This is a genomic window from Inquilinus sp. CA228 (assembly GCF_052078665.1).
Classification (GTDB): Bacteria; Pseudomonadota; Alphaproteobacteria; order DSM-16000; family Inquilinaceae; genus Inquilinus.
Map to the genome: position 1 here is coordinate 1 of NZ_JBQJIK010000113.1, position 19787 is coordinate 19787.

General features: G+C 70.5%; 19 protein-coding genes. 7 read left to right on the forward strand and 12 right to left on the reverse strand.

Annotated features, from left to right (window positions below; translation table 11 throughout):
* Positions 1–297: 297 nt before the first annotated feature.
* From ACTOWL_RS35110 to ACTOWL_RS35120, 3 genes are all read right to left on the reverse strand, one after another.
* A complete protein-coding gene (locus ACTOWL_RS35110; protein ID WP_441325951.1) occupies positions 298–2898 on the reverse strand; it encodes a DNA translocase FtsK in 2601 nt (866 codons plus the stop codon).
* Between the two features lie 32 nt (positions 2899–2930).
* Positions 2931–4157 (reverse strand): aminotransferase class I/II-fold pyridoxal phosphate-dependent enzyme, encoded by a 1227-nt coding sequence (locus ACTOWL_RS35115; RefSeq protein WP_441325952.1) that lies wholly within the window; start codon positions 4155–4157, stop codon positions 2931–2933.
* 265 nt (positions 4158–4422) lie between these two features.
* Positions 4423–4569 (reverse strand): hypothetical protein, encoded by a 147-nt coding sequence (locus ACTOWL_RS35120; protein WP_441325953.1) that lies wholly within the window; start codon positions 4567–4569, stop codon positions 4423–4425.
* A gap of 93 nt (positions 4570–4662) precedes the next feature.
* Between ACTOWL_RS35120 and ACTOWL_RS35125 the strand changes: the two genes are divergently transcribed.
* Complete coding sequence (locus ACTOWL_RS35125) at positions 4663–5892, forward strand: UbiH/UbiF/VisC/COQ6 family ubiquinone biosynthesis hydroxylase (RefSeq protein WP_441325954.1); 1230 nt, start codon at positions 4663–4665, stop codon at positions 5890–5892.
* Between the two features lie 18 nt (positions 5893–5910).
* On the opposite strand, the gene ACTOWL_RS35130 is transcribed toward ACTOWL_RS35125, so the two are convergent.
* From ACTOWL_RS35130 to lpdA, 4 genes are all read right to left on the reverse strand, one after another.
* On the reverse strand, positions 5911–6330 hold the full coding sequence (locus ACTOWL_RS35130; RefSeq protein WP_441325955.1) for a hypothetical protein: 420 nt from the start codon (positions 6328–6330) through the stop codon (positions 5911–5913).
* Between the two features lie 38 nt (positions 6331–6368).
* Entirely contained in the window at positions 6369–6905 is a 537-nt protein-coding gene (thpR, locus tag ACTOWL_RS35135) for an RNA 2',3'-cyclic phosphodiesterase (protein ID WP_441325956.1), read from the reverse strand.
* Between the two features lie 13 nt (positions 6906–6918).
* On the reverse strand, positions 6919–7881 hold the full coding sequence (gene ftrA, locus ACTOWL_RS35140; protein ID WP_441325957.1) for a transcriptional regulator FtrA: 963 nt from the start codon (positions 7879–7881) through the stop codon (positions 6919–6921).
* 165 nt (positions 7882–8046) lie between these two features.
* On the reverse strand, positions 8047–9447 hold the full coding sequence (gene lpdA, locus ACTOWL_RS35145) for a dihydrolipoyl dehydrogenase (protein WP_441325958.1): 1401 nt from the start codon (positions 9445–9447) through the stop codon (positions 8047–8049).
* Between the two features lie 238 nt (positions 9448–9685).
* Between lpdA and ACTOWL_RS35150 the strand changes: the two genes are divergently transcribed.
* From ACTOWL_RS35150 to ACTOWL_RS35165, 4 genes are read left to right on the forward strand one after another with little or no spacing between them, the layout of a single operon-like run.
* Positions 9686–10075, forward strand: coding sequence for a c-type cytochrome (locus ACTOWL_RS35150; protein WP_441325959.1), 390 nt, complete (start codon positions 9686–9688; stop codon positions 10073–10075).
* Positions 10072–10470, forward strand: coding sequence for a VOC family protein (locus ACTOWL_RS35155; RefSeq protein WP_441325960.1), 399 nt, complete (start codon positions 10072–10074; stop codon positions 10468–10470). Before ACTOWL_RS35150 ends, ACTOWL_RS35155 begins: the two co-directional genes overlap by 4 nt.
* A 59-nt stretch (positions 10471–10529) precedes the next feature.
* Positions 10530–11078, forward strand: coding sequence for a gluconate 2-dehydrogenase subunit 3 family protein (locus ACTOWL_RS35160; RefSeq protein WP_441325961.1), 549 nt, complete (start codon positions 10530–10532; stop codon positions 11076–11078).
* A gap of 12 nt (positions 11079–11090) precedes the next feature.
* Positions 11091–12659 carry a GMC family oxidoreductase gene (locus tag ACTOWL_RS35165; protein ID WP_441325962.1) on the forward strand — a complete coding sequence of 523 codons (1569 nt, stop codon included), beginning with the start codon at positions 11091–11093 and terminating at the stop codon, positions 12657–12659.
* Positions 12660–12692: 33 nt separating this feature from the next.
* Here ACTOWL_RS35165 and ACTOWL_RS35170 read toward each other — a convergent pair whose 3' ends face one another.
* Positions 12693–13007: a ribbon-helix-helix domain-containing protein gene (locus tag ACTOWL_RS35170; protein ID WP_441325963.1), complete on the reverse strand. Its 315-nt coding sequence runs from the start codon at positions 13005–13007 to the stop codon at positions 12693–12695.
* Between the two features lie 94 nt (positions 13008–13101).
* The gene (locus tag ACTOWL_RS35175) at positions 13102–13560 is read right to left on the reverse strand and encodes a MarR family winged helix-turn-helix transcriptional regulator (RefSeq protein ID WP_441325964.1); all 459 of its coding nucleotides are present in this window, start codon (positions 13558–13560) and stop codon (positions 13102–13104) included.
* A 294-nt stretch (positions 13561–13854) separates the two neighbouring features.
* Here ACTOWL_RS35175 and ACTOWL_RS35180 point away from each other — a divergent pair, with 294 nt between their 5' ends.
* On the forward strand, positions 13855–14694 hold the full coding sequence (locus ACTOWL_RS35180; RefSeq protein WP_441325965.1) for an alpha/beta fold hydrolase: 840 nt from the start codon (positions 13855–13857) through the stop codon (positions 14692–14694).
* 185 nt (positions 14695–14879) lie between these two features.
* Here ACTOWL_RS35180 and ACTOWL_RS35185 read toward each other — a convergent pair whose 3' ends face one another.
* Both ACTOWL_RS35185 and betC read right to left on the reverse strand, forming a co-directional pair.
* Complete coding sequence (locus ACTOWL_RS35185; protein ID WP_441325966.1) at positions 14880–15821, reverse strand: choline ABC transporter substrate-binding protein; 942 nt, start codon at positions 15819–15821, stop codon at positions 14880–14882.
* Entirely contained in the window at positions 15794–17395 is a 1602-nt protein-coding gene (gene betC / locus ACTOWL_RS35190) for a choline-sulfatase (protein WP_441325967.1), read from the reverse strand. Before betC ends, ACTOWL_RS35185 begins: the two co-directional genes overlap by 28 nt.
* Before the next feature lie 131 nt (positions 17396–17526).
* Here betC and ACTOWL_RS35195 point away from each other — a divergent pair, with 131 nt between their 5' ends.
* Positions 17527–18420 carry a choline sulfate utilization transcriptional regulator gene (locus ACTOWL_RS35195; RefSeq protein ID WP_441325968.1) on the forward strand — a complete coding sequence of 298 codons (894 nt, stop codon included), beginning with the start codon at positions 17527–17529 and terminating at the stop codon, positions 18418–18420.
* Between the two features lie 677 nt (positions 18421–19097).
* On the opposite strand, the gene ACTOWL_RS35200 is transcribed toward ACTOWL_RS35195, so the two are convergent.
* Positions 19098–19787 (reverse strand): AraC family transcriptional regulator (locus ACTOWL_RS35200; RefSeq protein ID WP_441325969.1); only part of this gene is annotated, 690 nt, incomplete at its 5' end.

Below are 19787 nucleotides of genomic sequence, written 5' to 3' on the forward strand. Positions count from 1 at the left end.
ATCAACCACACTCTCTGATCCATGGCACAGCTCTCTTCCCAAGGCATCGGCAGGCCCTCCCTGCCAAATTAGAGCTGTCACCCATCTATCCGGGCTATTCTGTTACCTCTCTATCCGGGCTGGACACTGTTCGTTGCCTCTCCCGCTTGCGGGAGAGGTCGGGCTCGCGCAGCGAGACCGGGTGAGGGCTGGCACAGGCCTCGACAAAGGGCCCTCACCCGGAGCCGCTTCGCGTCTCCGACCTCTCCCGCAAGCGGGAGAGGCAATCGGACGGCTCCGCTCGCGGACTCGTCCCGGTCAGTGATTCCCGGCCAGGACTTCGCGCTTGCCGACATGGTTGGCCGGGCTGACCACGCCCTCCTGCTCCATCCGCTCGATCAGCCGCGCCGCGCGGTTGTAGCCGATCTGCAGGTGGCGCTGGATGAAGCTGGTCGACGCCTTGCGCTCGCGCGCCACCAGCGCCACCGCCTGGTCGTACAGGTCGTCGCCCGACCCGCCCTCGCCGTCCAGGCCGAGCGAGTCGAAGCCGCCGCCGTCGTCCTGATCCTCCAGCACCGAGTCGTTGTAGGACGGCTCGCCCTGGGCCTTGAGGTGGCGCACCGTCTCCTCGACCTCGCCGTCGGAGACGAAGGGGCCGTGCACGCGGGTGATGCGGCCGCCGCCGGCCATGTACAGCATGTCGCCCTGGCCCAGCAGCTGCTCGGCCCCGCCCTCGCCCAGGATGGTGCGGCTGTCGATCTTGGAGGTGACCTGGAAGCTGATGCGGGTCGGGAAGTTGGCCTTGATCGTGCCGGTGATGACGTCGACCGAGGGGCGCTGCGTCGCCATGATCAGGTGGAGGCCGGCGGCGCGCGCCATCTGCGCCAGCCGCTGGATCAGCGCCTCGATGTCCTTGCCCGCCACCAGCATCAGGTCGGCCATCTCGTCGACGATGATGACGATGTAGGGCAGCTCGGTCAGGTCGATCGGCTGGTCCTCGAAGATCGGCTTGCCGGTGTCCGGGTCGAAGCCGGTCTGCACGCGGCGGGTCAGCACCTCGCCCTTGGCCTTGGCCTCGCGCAGCCGCTGATTGTAGCCCTCGATGTTGCGGACGCCGACCTTGGACATCGCCCGGTAGCGGTCCTCCATCTCGCGCACCGCCCATTTCAGGGCGACCACCGCCTTCTTCGGATCGGTGACGACCGGCGCCAGCAGATGCGGGATGCCCTCGTAGATCGACAGCTCGAGCATCTTCGGGTCGACCATGATGAAGCGCACCCTGTCCGGCGGCAGCCGGAACAGCAGCGACAGGATCATGGTGTTGATCGCGACCGACTTGCCCGAGCCGGTGGTGCCGGCCACCAGCAGATGGGGCATGCGGGCCAGGTCGGCGATGATCGGGCCGCCGCCGATGTCCTTGCCCAGCACCAGGCCCAGCTTCGACCCCGCCTTGTCCATCTGGTCGGAGCCGAGCAGCTCGCGCAGCAGCACCATCTCGCGCTTCTGGTTCGGCAGCTCGATGCCGATGACGTTGCGGCCGGGCACCACGGCGACGCGGACCGACACGGCGCTCATCGACCGGGCGATGTCGTCGGCCAGGCCGATGACGCGGCTGGACTTGGTGCCGGGCGCCGGCTCCAGCTCGTACAGGGTGACCACCGGGCCGGGATTGACCTTCACGATCGAGCCGCGGACGCCGAAATCGCTCAGCACCTGCTCCAGCGCCGCGGCGTTCTGCTCCAGCACCCGCGGGTCGGCCACGGCCGGGCGCTTGGTCGGGTCGGGCAGGGTCAGCAGGTCGAGCGGCGGCAGCTCATAGGTGTCGGGCGGCGCCAGCTCGAAGCTGGTCTGGCGCGGCGGCGGCGCGGCCGAGCGGCGCTGCGCCGGCTCGATCGCTGCAGGGGCGACCCGCTGCATCGGCGGCGCGGCGGGGCGGCGCGGCGGCTCCTCCACCGGGCGCAGTGAGGGCAGGTCGATCAGGTCGTCGTCCTCCTCCTCGGGCAGGTCCTCGGGCTCGGTGCGGCCGCCGCCGATGATGATCGGCGGGCGCGACGGCGCGCGCTCCTCCTCCCCGGCCTCCGGATCGCCGATCCGCGGCCCGGGCGGGTTGGCGCGGGCGAAGCGCGGCCGCGCCGCCGGGCCGGCCCCGGGCATGGCGAAGGCGGCCGGCGCTTCGGGGGCGGGCTCGCGCCGCATCATGCTGGAGGCGACGGTGCCGGCGCCGTGCAGCGTGCGCAGGCCGAGCCATTGCAGCACCCGGCCGATCGCGCGCAGCACGGATCCGGTGACCGACGCACCGGCGCGGGCGCCGGCGCCGGTCACCGATCCGACCCGGTGCCATTCGGTCGAGGACAGGCCGAGCGCGACCAGCACCAGCAGCAGGCCGACCGCGCCGGTGGCGATCGCCAGCCAGAAGATGGCGACCGGCCCGGCCGAAAGGATCACGGTGTCGGAGATCCGGCGCAGGATCATCGACCCGACGGCGCCGCCGAGCGAGCCGCGCTCGGCCCAGCCCTCGATCGCCGGCAGGGGCGACAGGCCGGCAGCCAGGAACAGCACGCCGAACAGCAGGCTGGTGACGCGCCACCACACCCGGTCCAGCGGCTGGTGGCGCATCAGCCGCCAGGCCCAGAACAGCGGCAGCACGGCCAGCAGGAAGGCGCCGATGCCGAGCGTCTGGATCAGGAGGTCGGCGACATGCGCGCCGGGCCGGCCCAGCAGGTTGGCGGCGGGCCCGGCCTTGGCGGTGTTCCAGGACGGGTCGGTCGGGGCGTAGCTGACCAGCGCGACCAGCAGGCCGCAGCCGAACACGGCGATGCCGAAGCCGCTCAGCTCGCGCACCCGGTTGCGCAGGAACTCCTGCACCACCGGGGGCAGGAAGCGCTTGCCCGGGGCGGCGCGCCCGGAGCTGCGCGTCACCGCGGTTCGACGGGATGAGGTTCCGGCCATCGTCATTCTGCCGCCTCGGCTCGGGACAGGATCTCGCCGAGCCGGGTCAGGGCGCGCCCGACCGTCTCGGCGTCATGGACCACGGCGATGCGCAGCCAGCGCCGGCCGATCTCCGGCCGGTCCAGGCGCGTGATGTAGCCGCCGGGCAGGGTGCGGATCGCGGCCTCGGCCCACAGCCGGCGGGCGGCGGCCTCGCCGTCGCCGACATCGAGCCACAGGAAGAAGCCACCCTCCGGCCGGCGGAAGCCGAAGCGCCCGCCCAGCGCCGCCTCGGCGGCATCGAACTTGGCCCGGTACAGTGCCCGGTTCTCGACGACATGCGCGTCATCGGCCCACAGCGCGGCGGAGGCGGCCTGGATCGGCAGCGGCATGCCGGCGGCGGAATGGCTGCGCAGCCGCAGGAAGGCCGCGACCAGCGCCGGGTCGCCGGCGACGAAGCCCGAGCGCAGCCCGGCCGCATTCGACCGCTTCGACAGCGAATGGAACACCAGCAGGTTGTCCAGCGACCCGCCGTCCCGGCCGGCCGCGACCTCCAGCACCCCGACCGGCGGATCGCGGTCATAGATCTCGGCGTAGCACTCGTCGGCCGCCAGGATGAAGCCATGGGTCCGGGCCAGGCCGATGGCGCGGTCGAGATAGGCCCGGCTGGCGACGGCGCCCTGCGGGTTGGTCGGGTTGCACAGATACAGCAGCTTCAGCCGGGCCAGCAGCGGGGCGTCGGCCGCCAGCGCGTCGAGATCGGGCAGGAAGCCGGTGGCGGGCCCGGCCGGCAGGAACACCGGCTCGGCCCCGGCCATCACCGCGGCGCCCTCATAGGGCGCGTAGAACGGATCGGGCAGCGCCACTGCCGGCACCTGGTTGGCGCCGGGGCGGTGGTCGACCGCCAGCTCGGCCACCAGGAACAGCGCCTCGCGGGTGCCGGACACCGGCAGGACATGGGCCGGGTCGACCAAGCCATCGGGCAGCTGGAATCGGCGCTGCAGCCAGCCGGCGCAGGCCTCGCGGAAGGCCGGGGTGCCGGCCACCGGCGGATAGCGGTTCCAGCTGCCGGCATTGGCGGCCAGGATCTCGGCCAGGAAGGCCGGCGGCTGGTGCTGCGGCTCGCCGACCGACATGGCCAGCGGCGCCACCCCCTCCGGCGGCGTGACCGTGGACAACAGCGTCGCCAGCCGCGCGAACGGATAGTCCGCCAGCCGTTCCAATGCCTCGTTGAGTCGGCCGCCCCGCATGCTCTTCTGCAACACCCTATTCCGCGTCGGGCCGGCTGCCACCGGCCTCATCCCTCGCTTCCGGCGGCCGGAGCCGCCGCGAAACAGCGCTTAGATTCCAATCACTTTATCCGATCTTCTGACCTCTCCTGTCAAATCCGGCGTGGCCGGGCGGCCGGTCCGGCGCGCTTTTCCGGCCACGGTGTGGCCGGTCCGGCACGGTCGGAGAACGCTCGGACGAATCACGAACGAATCGGGATCGGGTCGCGACGCGAAATTGCCCGGGTCAAAACCCGAATGGGATCGACAGCGCCATCATGCTGCCGCCGCCGCCGGACGAGCCCCAGGCGCCGCCGGCGGCGACGCCGACGCCCCGCCGCTCGGAACACCCCGTGGCCAGCACCAGGAGGCATAGGAGGAGAATCCGAACCATGCTGAAATCCTACCACGAAACCGCGGCCGGACACCCGGTCATGTGACACGCCGCCACTGGACAGGGCGGCACCGCGCTCCGATGCTGCGCGCCATGAACGACAGCACCTCTTTGCGCAGCCAGGTCGTGGTGGTCGGCGGCGGCCTCGCGGGGGCGACCATGGCGGCCGCCCTCGGCCAGGCCGGGATCGACACCGTGATCCTGGACCAGGAGCCGGCGGCCGCCCGCACCCTGCCCGGCTTCGACGGCCGCACCACCGCGCTGTCCTACGGCTCGCGCCGGATCGTCGCCTCGGCCGGGCTGTGGGATGCGGTGGCGGGCCAGGCCGAGCCGATCCTCGACATCCGCATCGCCGACGGCCGGGCCCCGGTGTTCCTGCATTTCGACCACCAGGAGATGGCCGGCGAATCGGACGGCGCCCCGTTCGGCCACATCGTCGAGAACCGGCTGCTGCGGCTGGCGCAGTTCGAGCGGCTGGACGCCCTGCCGGCGGTGCGCCACGTCGCCCCGGCCAAGGTGGTGGCGGTCGAGACCGGTACCGGCCACGCCGCCGTGACCCTGGCGGACGGCCGGGTGGTGCGGGCGGACCTGGTGATCGGGGCCGACGGCCGCGGCTCCTTCACCCGCCAGCAGCTGGGCATCCCGGCGCGCAGCTTCGCCTACCGGCAGAAGGCGGTGGTCTGCGTCATGGCGCATGCCGAGCCGCATCAGGGCGTGGCGGTCGAGCATTTCCTGCCGGCCGGCCCCTTCGCCGTGCTGCCGATGACCGACGATGCCGAGGGCAACCACCGCTCCTCGATCGTCTGGACCGAGCATCCGGACACCGCCGACGACCTGGTGCACCGCCCGGTGACCGCCTTCGACGCGGCGCTGCAGGCCACGGTCGGCGACTGGCTGGGCCCGGTGCGGTGCTTAGGCAAGCGCTTCACCTATCCGCTCGGCGTCGTCCATGCCCGGCGCTACGGCGCCCGGCGGGCGGCACTGATCGGCGAGGCGGCGCATGCCATCCACCCGATCGCCGGCCAGGGCCTCAATCTCGGCCTGCGCGACATCGCCGTGCTGTCCGGCCTGCTGGTCGAGCGCAGCCGGCTCGGCCTCGACCTCGGCGATCCCACGATGCTGCAGCGCTACGAGCAGGCGCGGCGGCCGGACAATGTCGCCATGATCCTGGCGACCGACGGGCTGAACCGGCTGTTCTCGACCGACCTGGCCCCGGTGCAGCTGGCCCGCGACATCGGCCTCGCCGCCGTCGGCCGCCTGCCGCCGATCAAGCGCTTCTTCATGCGCCAGGCGATGGGGCTGGGAGCTCGGCAGCGGTCCTGACGGGGCGCCCGAGGTCCATTACGGCGTGGGAACGTGGAAGGCCGTCGCCGCAACCACGACCGCGGCGAAAGCGTAGGCGAATGAAAACACGGCCAGCGCCGCCGCGGCCGGCATCGCGCTCTGCGCGCGGGAAAACAGAACGCTGGCAAGGATGATCTGCAGCACCAGGAAGATGGTGTAGATCCCCCCGTCGGCCCCCCAGAATCCCGGCTCTCCCAAGAGTCCGGCGACCACGACGAGGGCCTGGCTGGCCGCGACCGGGATCAGGAACACCAGCAGGCGCGGTTGCCGTCGGACGACCCCGAGGAGCGATCCCACGGCGAGGCAGATCACGCCCAAGGCGGGAACGGCCGTGAACGGTCCCAGCGCGAAGGGCCATCGGATCGAGGAGAAGAAGTACTCCGGCAGGTAGGCAGAAAGCCGGATGACGTCGTCCATGTCCAACCTCCGGTCCCCGCGGCACTCGATCCGAAGGACTATGTCAGCGGATAGCTCTCCAGGATCTCATAGACCGCGCCGTCGCGGCCGACATGGCTCTGGTACAGATGGAAGGCGTCGACCGGGAAGGGCTCGGCGCGGAACGGGCCGTGCTCCAGCAGCCAGCGCTCGACCCGCTCGGCCGGGGCCTGGCGCAGCCGGGCCAGGGTGACGTGCGGGGCATAGCTGCGGTCGTCCGGCGGCTGGCCGGCGGCGACCAGAGCGCGGTCGATCTTGGCGTGCAGGAAGTGCAGCCCCGGCTCCGCCGCCACCCCGGCCCACAGGATCGAGGCGGCGCGCTTCGTGCCGAACTGGCCGACGCCGTCCAGCGCCAAACGGAAGCCGGGGGCGGCGATGGCGTGCAGCGCCTGGTCGATCTCCTCCGCCTCCAGCGTGTCGACCTCGCCGATGAAGCGCAGCGTCAGGTGGAAATCCGCCGGGTTGGTCCAGCGCGCCCCGGGCACGCCGCCCTGCAACAGGGAGAGTCGGGGCCGCAGCGCGGCGGGGATGGCGATGGCGATGAACAGGCGGAGCATGGCGATCCTCGGCTCAACCGAGGGCAAAGCCGGCGCGGTAGCGGGCCGGGCTGGTGGCGAGGCGGCGGCGGAAATGGTGGCGCAGCGTGTCGGCCGAGCCGAAGCCGCATTCGGTGGCGATGCGCTCGACCGGCAGGGCGGTGGTCTCCAGCAGGTCGCGGGCCAGCGCCAGGCGCTCACTCACCAGCCATTCGGCCGGGGTGGTGCCGGTGGCCTCGCGGAACCGGCGCAGGAAGGTGCGCAGGCTCATCCCCGCCTCGCCGGCCAGCCGCTCCAGCGGCAGGTCCTCGGCCAGGTGGCGGCGGGCCCAGTCGAACAGCGCGGCCAGGCGCGGCCGCTCCTCGACCTGCACCGGCCGGTCGACATATTGCGCCTGGCCGCCCTCGCGATGCGGCGGCACCACCAGGCGCCGCGCCACCTGGTTGGCGATCCGGGCGCCCCAGTCGCGCCGCACGATGTGCAGGCACAGATCCAGCCCGGCGGCGCTGCCGGCCGAGGTCAGCACCTGGCCCTCGTCGACATACAGCACGTCCGGCACGATCCGGATGTCGGGATACTGCGCGGCCAGGTCCTCGGCATAGCGCCAATGGGTGGTGGCGCGGCGGCCGGCCAGCACGCCCGCGGCGGCCAGAACGAAGACGCCGGAGCAGATCGAGACCAGCCTTGTACCGCGGTCATGGGCCCGGCGCAGCGCGGCCAGCAGCGGCTCGGGCGGGATCTCGCGGATGCCGCGCCAGCCGGGCACGACGATGGTGCCGGCTTCCTCCAGCGCCTCCAGCCCGGCCTCGGCCTGGACCAGGACGCCGCCGATGGCGCGCAGCGGCCCGGGCTCGGCGGCGCAGACGATGAAGCGGTACCAGTCGGCGAATTCCGGCCGCGGCAGGCCGAACACCTCGACCGCGACGCCGAACTCGAAGGTGCACAGCCCGTCATAGGCGAGCACGGCGACGCTGCGGTTCGGCGGCGGGTGTGACATGGGCGATGGGAACGCCATCGCGGCCGGAGCGTCAAGGACGGGCGCTGCATGCCTTCTACCGTCATCGCGAGGAGCGCAGCGACGTGGCGATCCAGCGGCTCGATTCCTGGAGGGCCACGCCCCTGCGGGGCTCGCCATGACGGTGGGGAAGAGCGGCTGCTTGCCTCAAATGTGGATCGGCCGGCCGTCGACCGCCAGCGCCGCTTCCTTGACCACCTCGTTCAGGGTCGGGTGGGCGTGGCAGGTGCGGGCGATGTCCTCGGCCGAGGCGCCGAACTCCATCGCCAGCACGCATTCGGCGATGATGGTGCCAGCCTCGGCGCCGATGATGTGCACGCCCAGCACCCGGTCGGTCTTGGCGTCGGCCAGGATCTTGACGAAGCCGTCGGTCGCGTTCATCGCCCGCGCCCGGCCATTGGCCAGGAACGGGAACTTGCCGGCCTTGTAGGCCACGCCGGCCTGCTTCAGCTCCTCCTCGCTGCGGCCGACCGAAGCCACCTCGGGCCAAGTGTAGACCACGCTCGGGATGGCGTCGTAGTTCACATGGCCGGCCTGGCCGGCCAGGATCTCGGCCACCGCCACGCCCTCATCCTCGGCCTTGTGCGCCAGCATCGCGCCGGCGATGACGTCGCCGATGGCGTAGATGCCCTCGACATTGGTGCGGAAGTGCTTGTCGGTCTTGACCCGGCCGCGCTCGTCCAGCTCGACGCCGGCGGCGTCCAGCCCGAGCCCGTCGACATAGGGCCGGCGGCCGATCGACAGCAGCACGTAGTCGGCCTGGATGGTCTCGGCGTCGCCGCCCTTGGCCGGCTCGACCGTCAGGGTCACGCCGGTGTCGGTCTTGGTCGCGGCCGTGACCTTCGAGCTCAGCTTGAACGTCATGCCCTGCTTGGCCAGGATGCGCTGCATCTGCTTCGACACCTCGCCGTCATTGGTCGGCAGGATGCGGTCGAGGAACTCCACCACCGTGACCTTGGCGCCGAGGCGGGACCAGACCGAGCCGAGCTCGAGCCCGATGACGCCGCCGCCGATCACCACCAGGTGCTTCGGCACCTCCGGCAGCGACAGCGCGCCGGTCGAGGTGACGATCCGCGTCTCGTCGGCCTCGACGCCCTTCAGCGGGGTCGAGTCGGAGCCGGTGGCGATGATGAAATTCTTGGCGGCGTAGGTCTTGCCCTCGACCTCGATCCGGTCCTTGGCGGTGAAGCGGGCGTGGCCCTTCAGCCGGTCGATCTTGTTCTTCTTGAACAGGAAGTCGATGCCGTCGGTGTTGGCCTTCACCACCTTGTCCTTGTGGCCCATCATGCCGGGCAGGTCGAGCTCGACCCCCGCGATCTTGATGCCGAAGGCGGCCAAAGCGTGCCCGGCCTCCTCGAACTTCTCCGACGCGTGCAGCAGCGCCTTGGACGGGATGCAGCCGATGTTCAGGCAGGTGCCGCCGAGCGTCGGCATCTTCTCGACGCAGGCGGTCTTGAGCCCGAGCTGGGCGGCGCGGATGGCGGCGACATAGCCGCCGGGGCCGGAGCCGATCACGATCACGTCATAGGTGGCGGTGGGTTCGGTCATCGCTCGCACTCAGCTTGCGGAAGGATGGCCGCAAACTGCATGAGCCGGCGCCGCACCGCAACTGCATCGAGCGGGCGTCTGCCATCCCGGGATGATATGCGGGCCTATGGTCCGGCCGCGGATGAACGGCGCTGATCCCGGCGAACCCGGCATCCGCAGATGCAACATCCCGCTACTACCCACCGCCTGCCGCGCCTTCCTAGGGTGTCGGAAACACAAGGAAGAACGGGAGCTTGGGATGGGATGTCGCGGAGGCGGCCTGGCGGTCGCCGCAGTGCTGGTCCTGGCCGGCGCCGCCCGGGCGCAGATGACCCTGCCGGACCTGCCGAAGCCGACCGGCGCCGAGCTGTTCAAGCAGCAATGCCAGACCTGCCACACCCTGAAACCGTCCGACCCGCCGCGCCAGGGGCCGCTGCTGCTCGGCATCTTCGGCCGCAAGCCGGGCAGCGTCCCCGGCTTCCATTACTCGGCGGGTTTCGCCAAGGCCGACTTCGTCTGGGACGACTCGCATCTCGACGCGATGCTGACCAACCCCCAGGCCCTGATCCCCGGCGCGGTCATGCCCTACCGGCAGAAGGACCCCGCCACGCGCCAGGCCATCATCGCCTTCCTGAGGGACCAGACATGACCGCCAAGCCCGTGCATTCGATGATCCGCGTCCTCGACGAGGCGCGGTCGGCCGAATTCTACCGCCGCGCCTTCGGGCTGGAGCCGGCGGACCGCTTCGGCTTCGACGACTTCACCCTGGTCTATCTGCGCAACGCCGCCTCGCCCTTCGAGGTCGAGCTGACCGTCAACCACGGCCGGACCGAGCCCTATGCGCTGGGCGATGGCTACGGCCATCTCGCGGTCACGGTCGCCGAGCTGGATGCCGAGCATGCGCGGATGAACGAGGCCGGGCTGAAGCCAGGCCCGCTGCGCGAGATGAAGCATGAGGGCCAGCGCCTGGCCCGGTTCTTCTTCCTCTCCGACCCGGACGGGTACCGCATCGAGGTGATCGAGCGGGGCGGCCGCTTCGTCTGAACCGCCGTCCCGCATGGACAGAACAGCCAGCCGGAAAAGCCAGCAAGGGAGTACGCCAGATGAGAGAGGTCGATCGTCGCGTCACATTCGATCGCCGCCGTTTCCTGCACGGCGTCGCGGTCATCCCGCCCGCCGTCGCCGTCGCCGCGCGGGTCGGCCTGCCGGTCGGCACCGCCTGGGCCGACACCGCCAAGGCGCTGAAGCCGGAGACGATGCAGACCCTGGCCCGCATGGCGCGGGACATCTATCCGCACGACCATCTGTCCGACCTGTACTACATCGCCGCGGTCACGCCCTGGGACGACAAGGCCGCCAAGGACGATGCGGTCAAGGCGCTGGTCGAGGACGGGGTCGCCCGGCTGGACCAGGACGCCCAGGACCGGCACGGCAGCGCCTATGCCGCGGTGGCGCAGGAGGAGGATCGCACCGCCCTGCTGCGCGGCATCGAGCAGACCGCTTTCTTCAAGAAGCTGCGATCCGACCTGGTGGTGTCGCTCTACAACCAGCCCGACCTCTGGCCGCTGTTCGGCTACGAGGGCTCGTCGGCCGACAAGGGTGGCTACATCCACCGCGGCTTCGGCGACATCGACTGGCTGCCGGGCGCGTGAGGGGGAATGGCCATGGCACAGTTCGACCTGAACGACGACGGTCTCGTCGTTATCATCGGCTCCGGCGCCGGCGGCGGCACGCTCGGCAACGAGCTGGCCCAGAAGGGCATCAAGACCGTGATCCTGGAGGCCGGCGCCCGGCACGAGATCCAGGATTTCATCAACGACGAATGGGCCAGCTTCGTGCAGCTGGCCTGGACCGACGCCCGCACCACCTCCGGCGGCTGGCGGGTGGCGCACGACTTCCCCAACCTGCCGGCCTGGATCGTCAAGTCGGTCGGCGGCTCGACCGTGCACTGGGCCGGGGCATCGCTGCGCTTCGACACGCATGAGTTCAAGGCCCGCACCACCTATGACGCGGTGCCCGGCGCGACGCTGCTGGACTGGCCGGTCACGTTGGAGGAGATGGAGCCCTGGTACGCCAAGGCCGAGGACAGGATGGGCGTGACCCGGACCAACGGCATCTCCGGCCTGCCGGGCAACAACAACTACAAGGTGCTGGAGGCCGGCGCGAAGAAGCTGGGCTACAAGGAGGTGCACACCGGCCGGATGGCAATCAACAGTCAGCCGCGCGACGACCGGGGCTCCTGCCAGCAGATCGGCTTCTGCTTCCAGGGCTGCAAGTCCGGTGCCAAATGGTCGACGCTCTACACCGAGATCCCGAAGGGCGAGGCCACCGGCAATCTCGAGGTGCGGCCGGGCTGCATGGCGGTGAAGATCGAGCATGACACGTCGGGCAAGGTCACCGGCGTGGTCTATGTCGACGGCGACGGCAAGACCCAGCGGCAGAAGGCGCGGGTGGTGGCCGTGGCCGGCAACTCGATCGAAAGCCCGCGCCTCCTGCTGAACAGCGCGTCCAGCCTGTTCCCGGACGGGCTGGCCAACAGCTCCGGCCAGGTCGGGCGCAACTACATGCGCCACACCACCGGCACGGTGTGGGGCGTCTTCGACCGGCCGGTGCACATGTATCGCGGCACCACCATGGCCGGTATCGTCCGCGACGAGGCGCGCAACGACCCCAGCCGCGGCTTCCTCGGCGGCTATGAGCTGGAGACGCTGTCGCTGGGCCTGCCCTTCCTGGCCGCCTTCCTCGACCCCGGCGCCTGGGGCCGCAGCTCCACCAGTGCGCTCGACGACTACGCCAACATGGCGGGGATGTGGATCGTGGGCGAGGACATGCCGCAGGAGGGCAACCGGATCACGCTCGACCCCGTGGTGAAGGACACGAACGGCCTGCCGGTGGCCAGCGTGCATTACGACGACCACGCCAACGACCGGGCGATGCGCGACCATGCCTTTCGCCAGGGCAGCGCGATCTACGAGGCGGTGGGCGCGACCCGGGTGATCCGGACGCCGCCCTATCCCAGCACCCACAATCTCGGCACCAACCGGATGAGCGAGAAGCCGCGCGACGGGGTGGTCAACGGCCACGGCCAGGCGCATGACATCAAGAACCTGTTCGTGTCGGACGGCAGCCAGTTCACCACCGGCGCCGCCTGCAACCCGACCCTGACCATCGTGGCTCTGGCGATCCGCCAGGCCGCCTTCATCGCCGACTCGATGGGCAGGAAGGAGATCTGACGGCGGGCGGGGCCCCGGCGCGGGGCCCCGCGGTCAGGCGGCGACGTCGGCGCGGGCCTGCTGGTGCAGGGCCTTCGGGCCGGCCCAACTCTGCGTCTGCAGGTAGATCAGGCAGGAGCAGCGCAGCAGCGAGGCGAAGTTGTCGGCCTTGCCGTGCAGGTCCAGCACCTCGTCATGCAGCTTGGTCAGGAAGCGGCCGAGGCTCAGCCCCTCGCCGGCGGCGATCTCCTCCAGCACCACCCAGAACAGCGCCTCCAGCCGGATCGAGGTGCCGTGGCCCCCGATCCGCAGGGATCGCGTCTCGCACTGGTAGTTCTCGATGGGCTGATGCGCGAACAGGCGGCACATCGGATCCTCCACTGGCTGGCTTTTGTGGAACTCCAGCCCCATCCGCCGGCCATGTCAATCCGGCCAGGGGCGGAGACGGCGGCCGCGCCGCCGCCTATTCCGGCCGGCCGAGCTGGCCGTCCAGGGCGGCGGTCAGGTCCAGGATCTGGCGATTCAGGGCGTCGAGCTGCGGCAGGGTCAGGCCGGAGCGCCCCAGCAGCGACTCGCCCAGGCACTGGCTGCGGGCGAACAGGGCGCGGCCGGCCTCGGTCAGCCGGACCTGGACCTCGCGCTCATTGTCCGGACTGCGCCGCCGCTGCACGAGCCCGGCCGTTTCCATCCGCTTCACCAGCGGCGTGATCGTGCTCGAATCGAGGGCGAGGCGGGACGCGATGGCGCCGATCGTCCGGCCGTCCTCCTCGCCGAGCACGTTCAGCACGAGATACTGCGGATAGGTGATGCCCATCTCGTCCAGCAGCGGCTTGTAGGTCCGGTTGATGGCGATGTTGGTCCGGTAGAGCGTGAAGCAGATCTGCTCGTCCAGGGCCAGCGGACGGTCCTTCGGCAAGGGCATGGGGCGCCTCCTGTTCCTGATGCGCGATCATATTTATCACAAAAAATGATATCGCGATAAAAATATCGCTGGACGTCGCCTCCGGGATCGGGTAACTCTTTGTTTATCGCGATAACAGTTATCGCGACATCAATGGAGCAGCAGATGGACCACAGCGAGCACAGGACGGACGGGATGTCGCGCCGGCTCGTCCTGGCGGCGGGGGTTGGACTCGCCGCCGCGGCGGCCCTGCCGCATTCTTCCCTGGCGCAGACCGGCGCCGCACCTTCACGCCCAGCATCGGGAGACAGCATCATGAGCAGCGGACTGTTCGCGACCAAGGACGGCACCACCCTCTTCTACAAGGACTGGGGCCCGCGCGACGCCCAGCCGATCGTGTTCCACCATGGCTGGCCGCTCAGCAGCGACGACTGGGACACCCAGATGCTGTACTTCCTGGGCCAGGGCTACCGCGTGGTCGCCCATGACCGGCGCGGCCATGGCCGGTCCAGCCAGACCGACACCGGCAACGAGATGGACACCTACGCCTCGGACGTGGCGCAGCTGGTGGCGCATCTCGACCTGAAGGGCGCCATCCATATCGGCCATTCGACCGGCGGCGGCGAGGTGGCGCGCTATGTCGCCCGGCATGGCGGCAACGGCCGGGTGGCCAAGGCGGTGCTGGTCGGCGCCGTGCCCCCGGTGATGGTGAAGTCGGAGAAGAACCCCGGCGGCCTGCCCCTCGAGGTGTTCGACGGCTTCCGCCAGGCCCTCGCGGCCAACCGGGCGCAGTTCTACCGCGACGTGCCGGAAGGCCCGTTCTACGGCTTCAACCGTCCGGGCGCGAAGGTCTATCGGGGCGTGATCGACAATTGGTGGCGCCAGGGCATGATCGGCGGCGCCAAGGCGCAATACGACTGCATCAAGGCGTTCTCGGAGACCGACTTCACCGAGGATCTGAAGGCGATCGCGGTGCCGGTGCTGGTGATGCATGGCGACGACGACCAGATCGTGCCGATCGCCGATTCGGCGCCGCTCTCGGCCAAGCTGCTGAAGCAGGGCACGCTGAAGGTCTACAAGGGCTACCCGCACGGCATGCTGACCACCCATGCCGACGTGCTGAACCCGGACCTGCTGGCGTTCATCAAGGGCTGAGAATCGGTGCGGGCGGCAGGGTCACCGACCCGCCGCCCGTTTCGAACCCGTCGCCTATCGACGACTCAGCGCGAGGTGCTGCCGGGCTGGCGGCCGCGCATGTAGTGCCGCTCCGGGTGGTAGCGCGGCTTGAACATCTGGGCGATCCAGTCCCGGATCTGGGTCCACATGCGCTACGGGCCTCCTCAGCCCTTATTCAGTGCGGCGCGGACGGCGGCGATGCCGTCCTCTCCACCGCGGGTGGTCACGCCGGCGAGCCAGCCGGCCAGGAGATCGGGGTGAGCCTTGAGATACCGCGCGGCGGCTGCCTTGCCGTCCGCCCCCTCGTCCAGGATCGTCCCCATGATCTGGTTTTCCATGTCCACGGTGAACGTCAGCTGTGACAGCAGCCGGGCGAGATTCGGGCAATTGTTAGACAAGTCTCGCCTCGTCACGGTGTAGACGGTGGCGCGGCCGTAATTCGGGCCGAAATAGGCGTCGCCGCCGCTCAGATAGGCGATCGGGAACTTCGCGTTCATCGGATGCGGCTCCCAGGCCAGGAAGGCGATCCACTCGTTTCGCCGCACCGCGCGGTCGACCTGGCTCAGCATGCCCTGCTCGCTCGATTCGACCAGGGTCCAGCCGTCCAGGCCGAAATCCTTGGTGTCGATCATCTTCTGGATGTTCTGGTTGGCCGGCGCCCCGGGCTCGATGCCGTAGATCTTACGGTCGAACTTGTCGGCGTGCTTCGCCAGGTCGGCGAAGTCCTTCACCCCGGCCTCGGCGACATAGGCCGGTACCGCCAGGGTGAAGCGGATGCCGTCCAGGTTCGGGCGGATCACCTCGATCGCCTTTTCGGCCACCAGCGGTTCGATGAAGCGACTCTGCGCCGGCATCCAGTTGCCGAGGAAGACGTCGATCTGGCTGTTCTTCAGGCTTTCGAAGGTCACCGGCGGGGCCAGGGTCTCCACCTTCTGGGTATAGCCCAGCGGCTCCAGCAGCGTGCCGAGCACGCCGTTGGTCGAGGTGATGTCGGTCCAGCCCGGATCCGACATGCGCACGGTGGCGCAGCTGTCGGGATCGGCCGCGATGGCGGGCGTGGCCGCCAGCAGCAGGCCGGTCAGGGCAAGGGCGATGAGGCGCGCCATGGTTCGGTCTCCCTGTTGTTGTCGTCCTTGTTGGCGTCGTGGCCGCGCGTGACGCGCGGGAACCGGGCGGCGGCTTCCAGGTCGTCGAGATCCATGTGGTTGCGGATGTATTGCCGGGTGGCGTCCTGCCGCGGCTGCCAGTCCCAGCCATGCAGGGCGCCCCGGCGCAGCGCCGCATCGACGAAGTGCCGCCGCCGCTGGCTTTCCAGCACCTGCTCGCGCAGAAGCGGCAGGTCCCACCGCGCCGCCACCTCGGCCCGGAAGGCGGCGACCCGCGCCGCCTCGGCCGGGTCGGCGGCGCGGTTCACCCGCTCGCCCGGATCGGCCGCCAGGTCGTAGAGCTGGTCGGGGTCGGCCGGGCTGTGGATGAACTTCCAGTCGCCGCGGCGGATCATCACGATCGGCGCCACGGTGCCCTCGGCCAGGTATTCGCCCAGCACCAGGTCGTGCCCGCCGGTGCCGGCCAGATGCGGCAGCAGGCTGCACCCGTCCAGCGGCGTCGGATGCGGCGCGGCCCCCTCCGGCGTCGCGAGGTCGACCAGGGTCGGCAGCAGGTCGGCCGAGGATACGGCGGCGGCGACCCGGCGCGGGGCGAAGCGGCCGGGGGCGTGCACCACCAGTGGGATGCGGCAGCCGCCCTCCAGGAAGCTCATCTTGTACCAGAGGCCGCGCTCGCCCAGGAACTCGCCATGGTCGGACAGCAGGATGGTAACCGTGTCCTCGGCCAGGCCGGTGCGGCGCAGCGCCTCCATCACCCGGCCGAACTGCTCGTCGACATAGGCGATGGCGCCGTAATAGGCGCGCCGGGCTCGGCGGGTCTGCTCCGGCGTGATCGGCGTGCGGTCCAGCTCGCACACCGCGCGCAGGCGGCGGGAATGCGGGTCGTCGGCCGGCGCATCCTCGGGTAGCGGGATATCCTCGTCGCGATGCAGGTTCCAGTACCGCTCCGGCACCGCGAAGGGGTCGTGCGGATGGGTCAGCGACACGGTCAGGCAGAAGGGCTGGCCGTCTGCGGCCCCACCGCCGTTCCGCGCCAGGTCGTACAGACGGCGCTCGGCCGCGAACACCACCTCGTCGTCGAAATCCAGCTGGTTGGTGCGGATGCAGGGGCCGGCGTCGATCACCGACGCCATGTTGTGGTACCAGCTCGGCCGCGCCTCCGGCCGGTCCCAGTCCGGGGTCCAGCCGAAATCCGCCGGGTAGATGTCGGTGGTCAGCCGTTCCTCGAAGCCGTGCAGCTGGTCGGCGCCGCAGAAATGCATCTTGCCGGACAGGATGGTGCGATAGCCCAGCGCCCGCAGCGCATGGGCGAAGGTCGGGATGTCGGAGGGGAATTCGGCGGCGTTGTCATAGGCGCCGATCGCCGAGGGCAGCCGGCCGGACATGAACACCGCGCGCGACGGGCCGCACAGCGGGCTGTTGCAATAGGCGGCGTCGAACACCACCCCGTCCCGCGCCAGCGCCGCGATCACCGGCGCCTGCACCACCGCATTGCCATAGGCCGGCAGGGCGAAGGGGGTCAGCTGGTCCGCCATCAGGATCAGGATGTTCGGGCGTCGCGCCGCTGCTGCCACGATGGGCCTCTCCCTGTTTTATATGTCCGGGGAGACAGGGTGGGGCGCGGCCGGCAGGATCGTGAAGACCGCGGCCGCTCATGCAGCTATTATCCCTGTTTATGGCAACCCGACGCCGCGACCTGCCGCCGATGCCGGCGCTCCTGGCCTTCGAGGCCGCGGGGCGCCTGTCGAATTTCAGTGCCGCGGCGCGTGAGCTCGGGGCCACCCAGCCGGCCGTCTCCCATCAGATCGCCGCATTGGAGGCGCGGCTGGGCACGGCCCTGTTCCGGCGGCTGCACCGCGGCGTCGCTTTGACCGCGGAGGGCGAACGGCTGCTGCAGGTGGTGACCCGGTCGCTCGACGCCATCGCCGACACGGCGGCGGAGATCCGCCAGGCGCGCGACCCCGGCGGGCTGACCGTCGCCACCGATTTCGCCTTCGCCACCTACTGGCTGCTGCCGCGGCTGGAGCAACTGCGGGCGGCGCTGGGCGGGGTCGAGATCCGCATCCTGGCCAGCCAGGACGTGCTCGACCCGCGCGACCGCGCCGTCGACGCGGTGGTCGCCTTCGGGGCGGGGCGCTGGCCTGGCTGCACGGTCGACCGGCTGTTCCCGGAAAGCGTGGTGCCGATCTGCAGCCCCGCGATGCTGGCCCGGCTGCCACGTCTCGCCGCGCCGGCCGACCTCCTCGACCAGCCGCTGCTGCATCTCGACAGCCCGGACCCGGCGCGCTGGCTCGACTGGCCCGGCTGGTTCCGCGGCCAGGGGGTGGACGGCGCGCCGCGCGGCCGGTCGCTGCGTTTCAACAACTACCCGCTGGTGCTGCAGGCGGCGCTGGCCGGACAGGGCGTGGCGCTGGGCTGGCGGCCGCTGGTCGACGACCTGCTGGCCGCCGGCCAGCTCGTCGCCTGCCTGCCCAACCCCTACCGCACCCAGCGCGGCTATTTCCTGGCCCAGCCTTTGGCCGACCGGCCGGACCCGCTGCGCGCCGCCTTCCGCGACTGGCTGGTGGCCGAGGCGGCGGGGCAGGAGGGCGGCCGCTGACGGATGGCGCTCGGCCGGGCGGCGTCCCGGTCCGGAAGGGGTTGTGTCCCGGGGAGTGATGTAGCTGGGCGTAACGGCCTGTCGAAGGGGCGCGGCTTTTGCGAAGGCCCGGCGCAGTTCCGGTAGAAGCACCGTCGTGCAGCATTGTGAAACTACGCGTCCGTCGGGGCTTCGCCGCCTTCTAGGTAGATGTCCGAGGCAGCGCTATCGACGATGCCCCAAGAGGTCGATCGAACCGGGACCACCGCCCAGACGACGCCCTCATGATCCTTCCCTCCACCATCAATTTCCGGCGGGAGTCGGGTGGAACAATTGGAGAGTGATCCTTCAAAAATGGTCACTCCGTTGCGGAGGAGCTTATGCATGCAATCACCTCAAAGCGAACTTATCGAGTTTTCTTAAAATACCGAGTTTTGACGATATAGAGGAATAGGAGTGCCGTCTATATCGGGCTATGCCAGAGAGACGACCGGGGCGCCACCCGCGGGGGCACCCCGGTTACCTGCGCTAGGCGGCCGGCGGGTCGGCGGCGCGAAACCGGCGCCAGCCCTCGGCGCGCAGATTGCAGGCCGGGCATTCGCCGCAGCCGCGGCCCCAGTCATGCGAGAGTCCGTGAGCACCGGAAGCGCAGAAACCGCCGGCAGGCGGCCGCGCCAGTAGCATTTCCAAACAGTCTCTCAGGCCGGGGCGTGACGCAGCCGGTAATCGCGCGGCGAGCAGGCCATCACCCGCTTGAAGGCGGCGCTGAAGGCGCTGTCGCTGTCATAGCCCAGCGCCTCGGCGACGGCTGAGATCGGCCCGCGGCGGCTGCGCAGGTCGCGCGCCGCGATCTGCATCCGCCAGCGCAGCACATAGTCCAGCGGCGCCAGCCCGACCTTGCGCTTGAAGCGCAGGGCGAAGGTCGAGCGCGAGACCCCGGCCACCGCCGCCAGCTCCGCCACCGTCCAGCGCCGCGCCGGTTCGGCATGCACCGCCCGGATCGCGGCGGCGACGCGGCCGTCCGACAGGGCCGACAGCCAGCCAGGCGGGTGGTCGTCGCGGGAGGCGAGATGCAGCCGCAGCACCTGCACCAGCATCAGATGGGCCAGGTGCCCGGCCACCAGCGCCGACCCCGGCGAGGCGCCGGACGTCTCCGCCGCCAGCCGCTGCAGGGCCCAGCGCAGCACCGCCGCCTCCTCGGAGTCACCGCCGACCACCAGCACCGGCGGCAGGCTGTCCAGCAGCAACGCCGCCTCGCCGTCGAAGCCGAAGCGGCCACCGATCATGAACAAATCCGCGCCGCTGCCGATCACGGCCATGTGGTCCTCGCGCCGGGCGAACACCTGGTGCGCCTCGACCGGCGGCACCGACAGGTCGCTGGCCAGGGT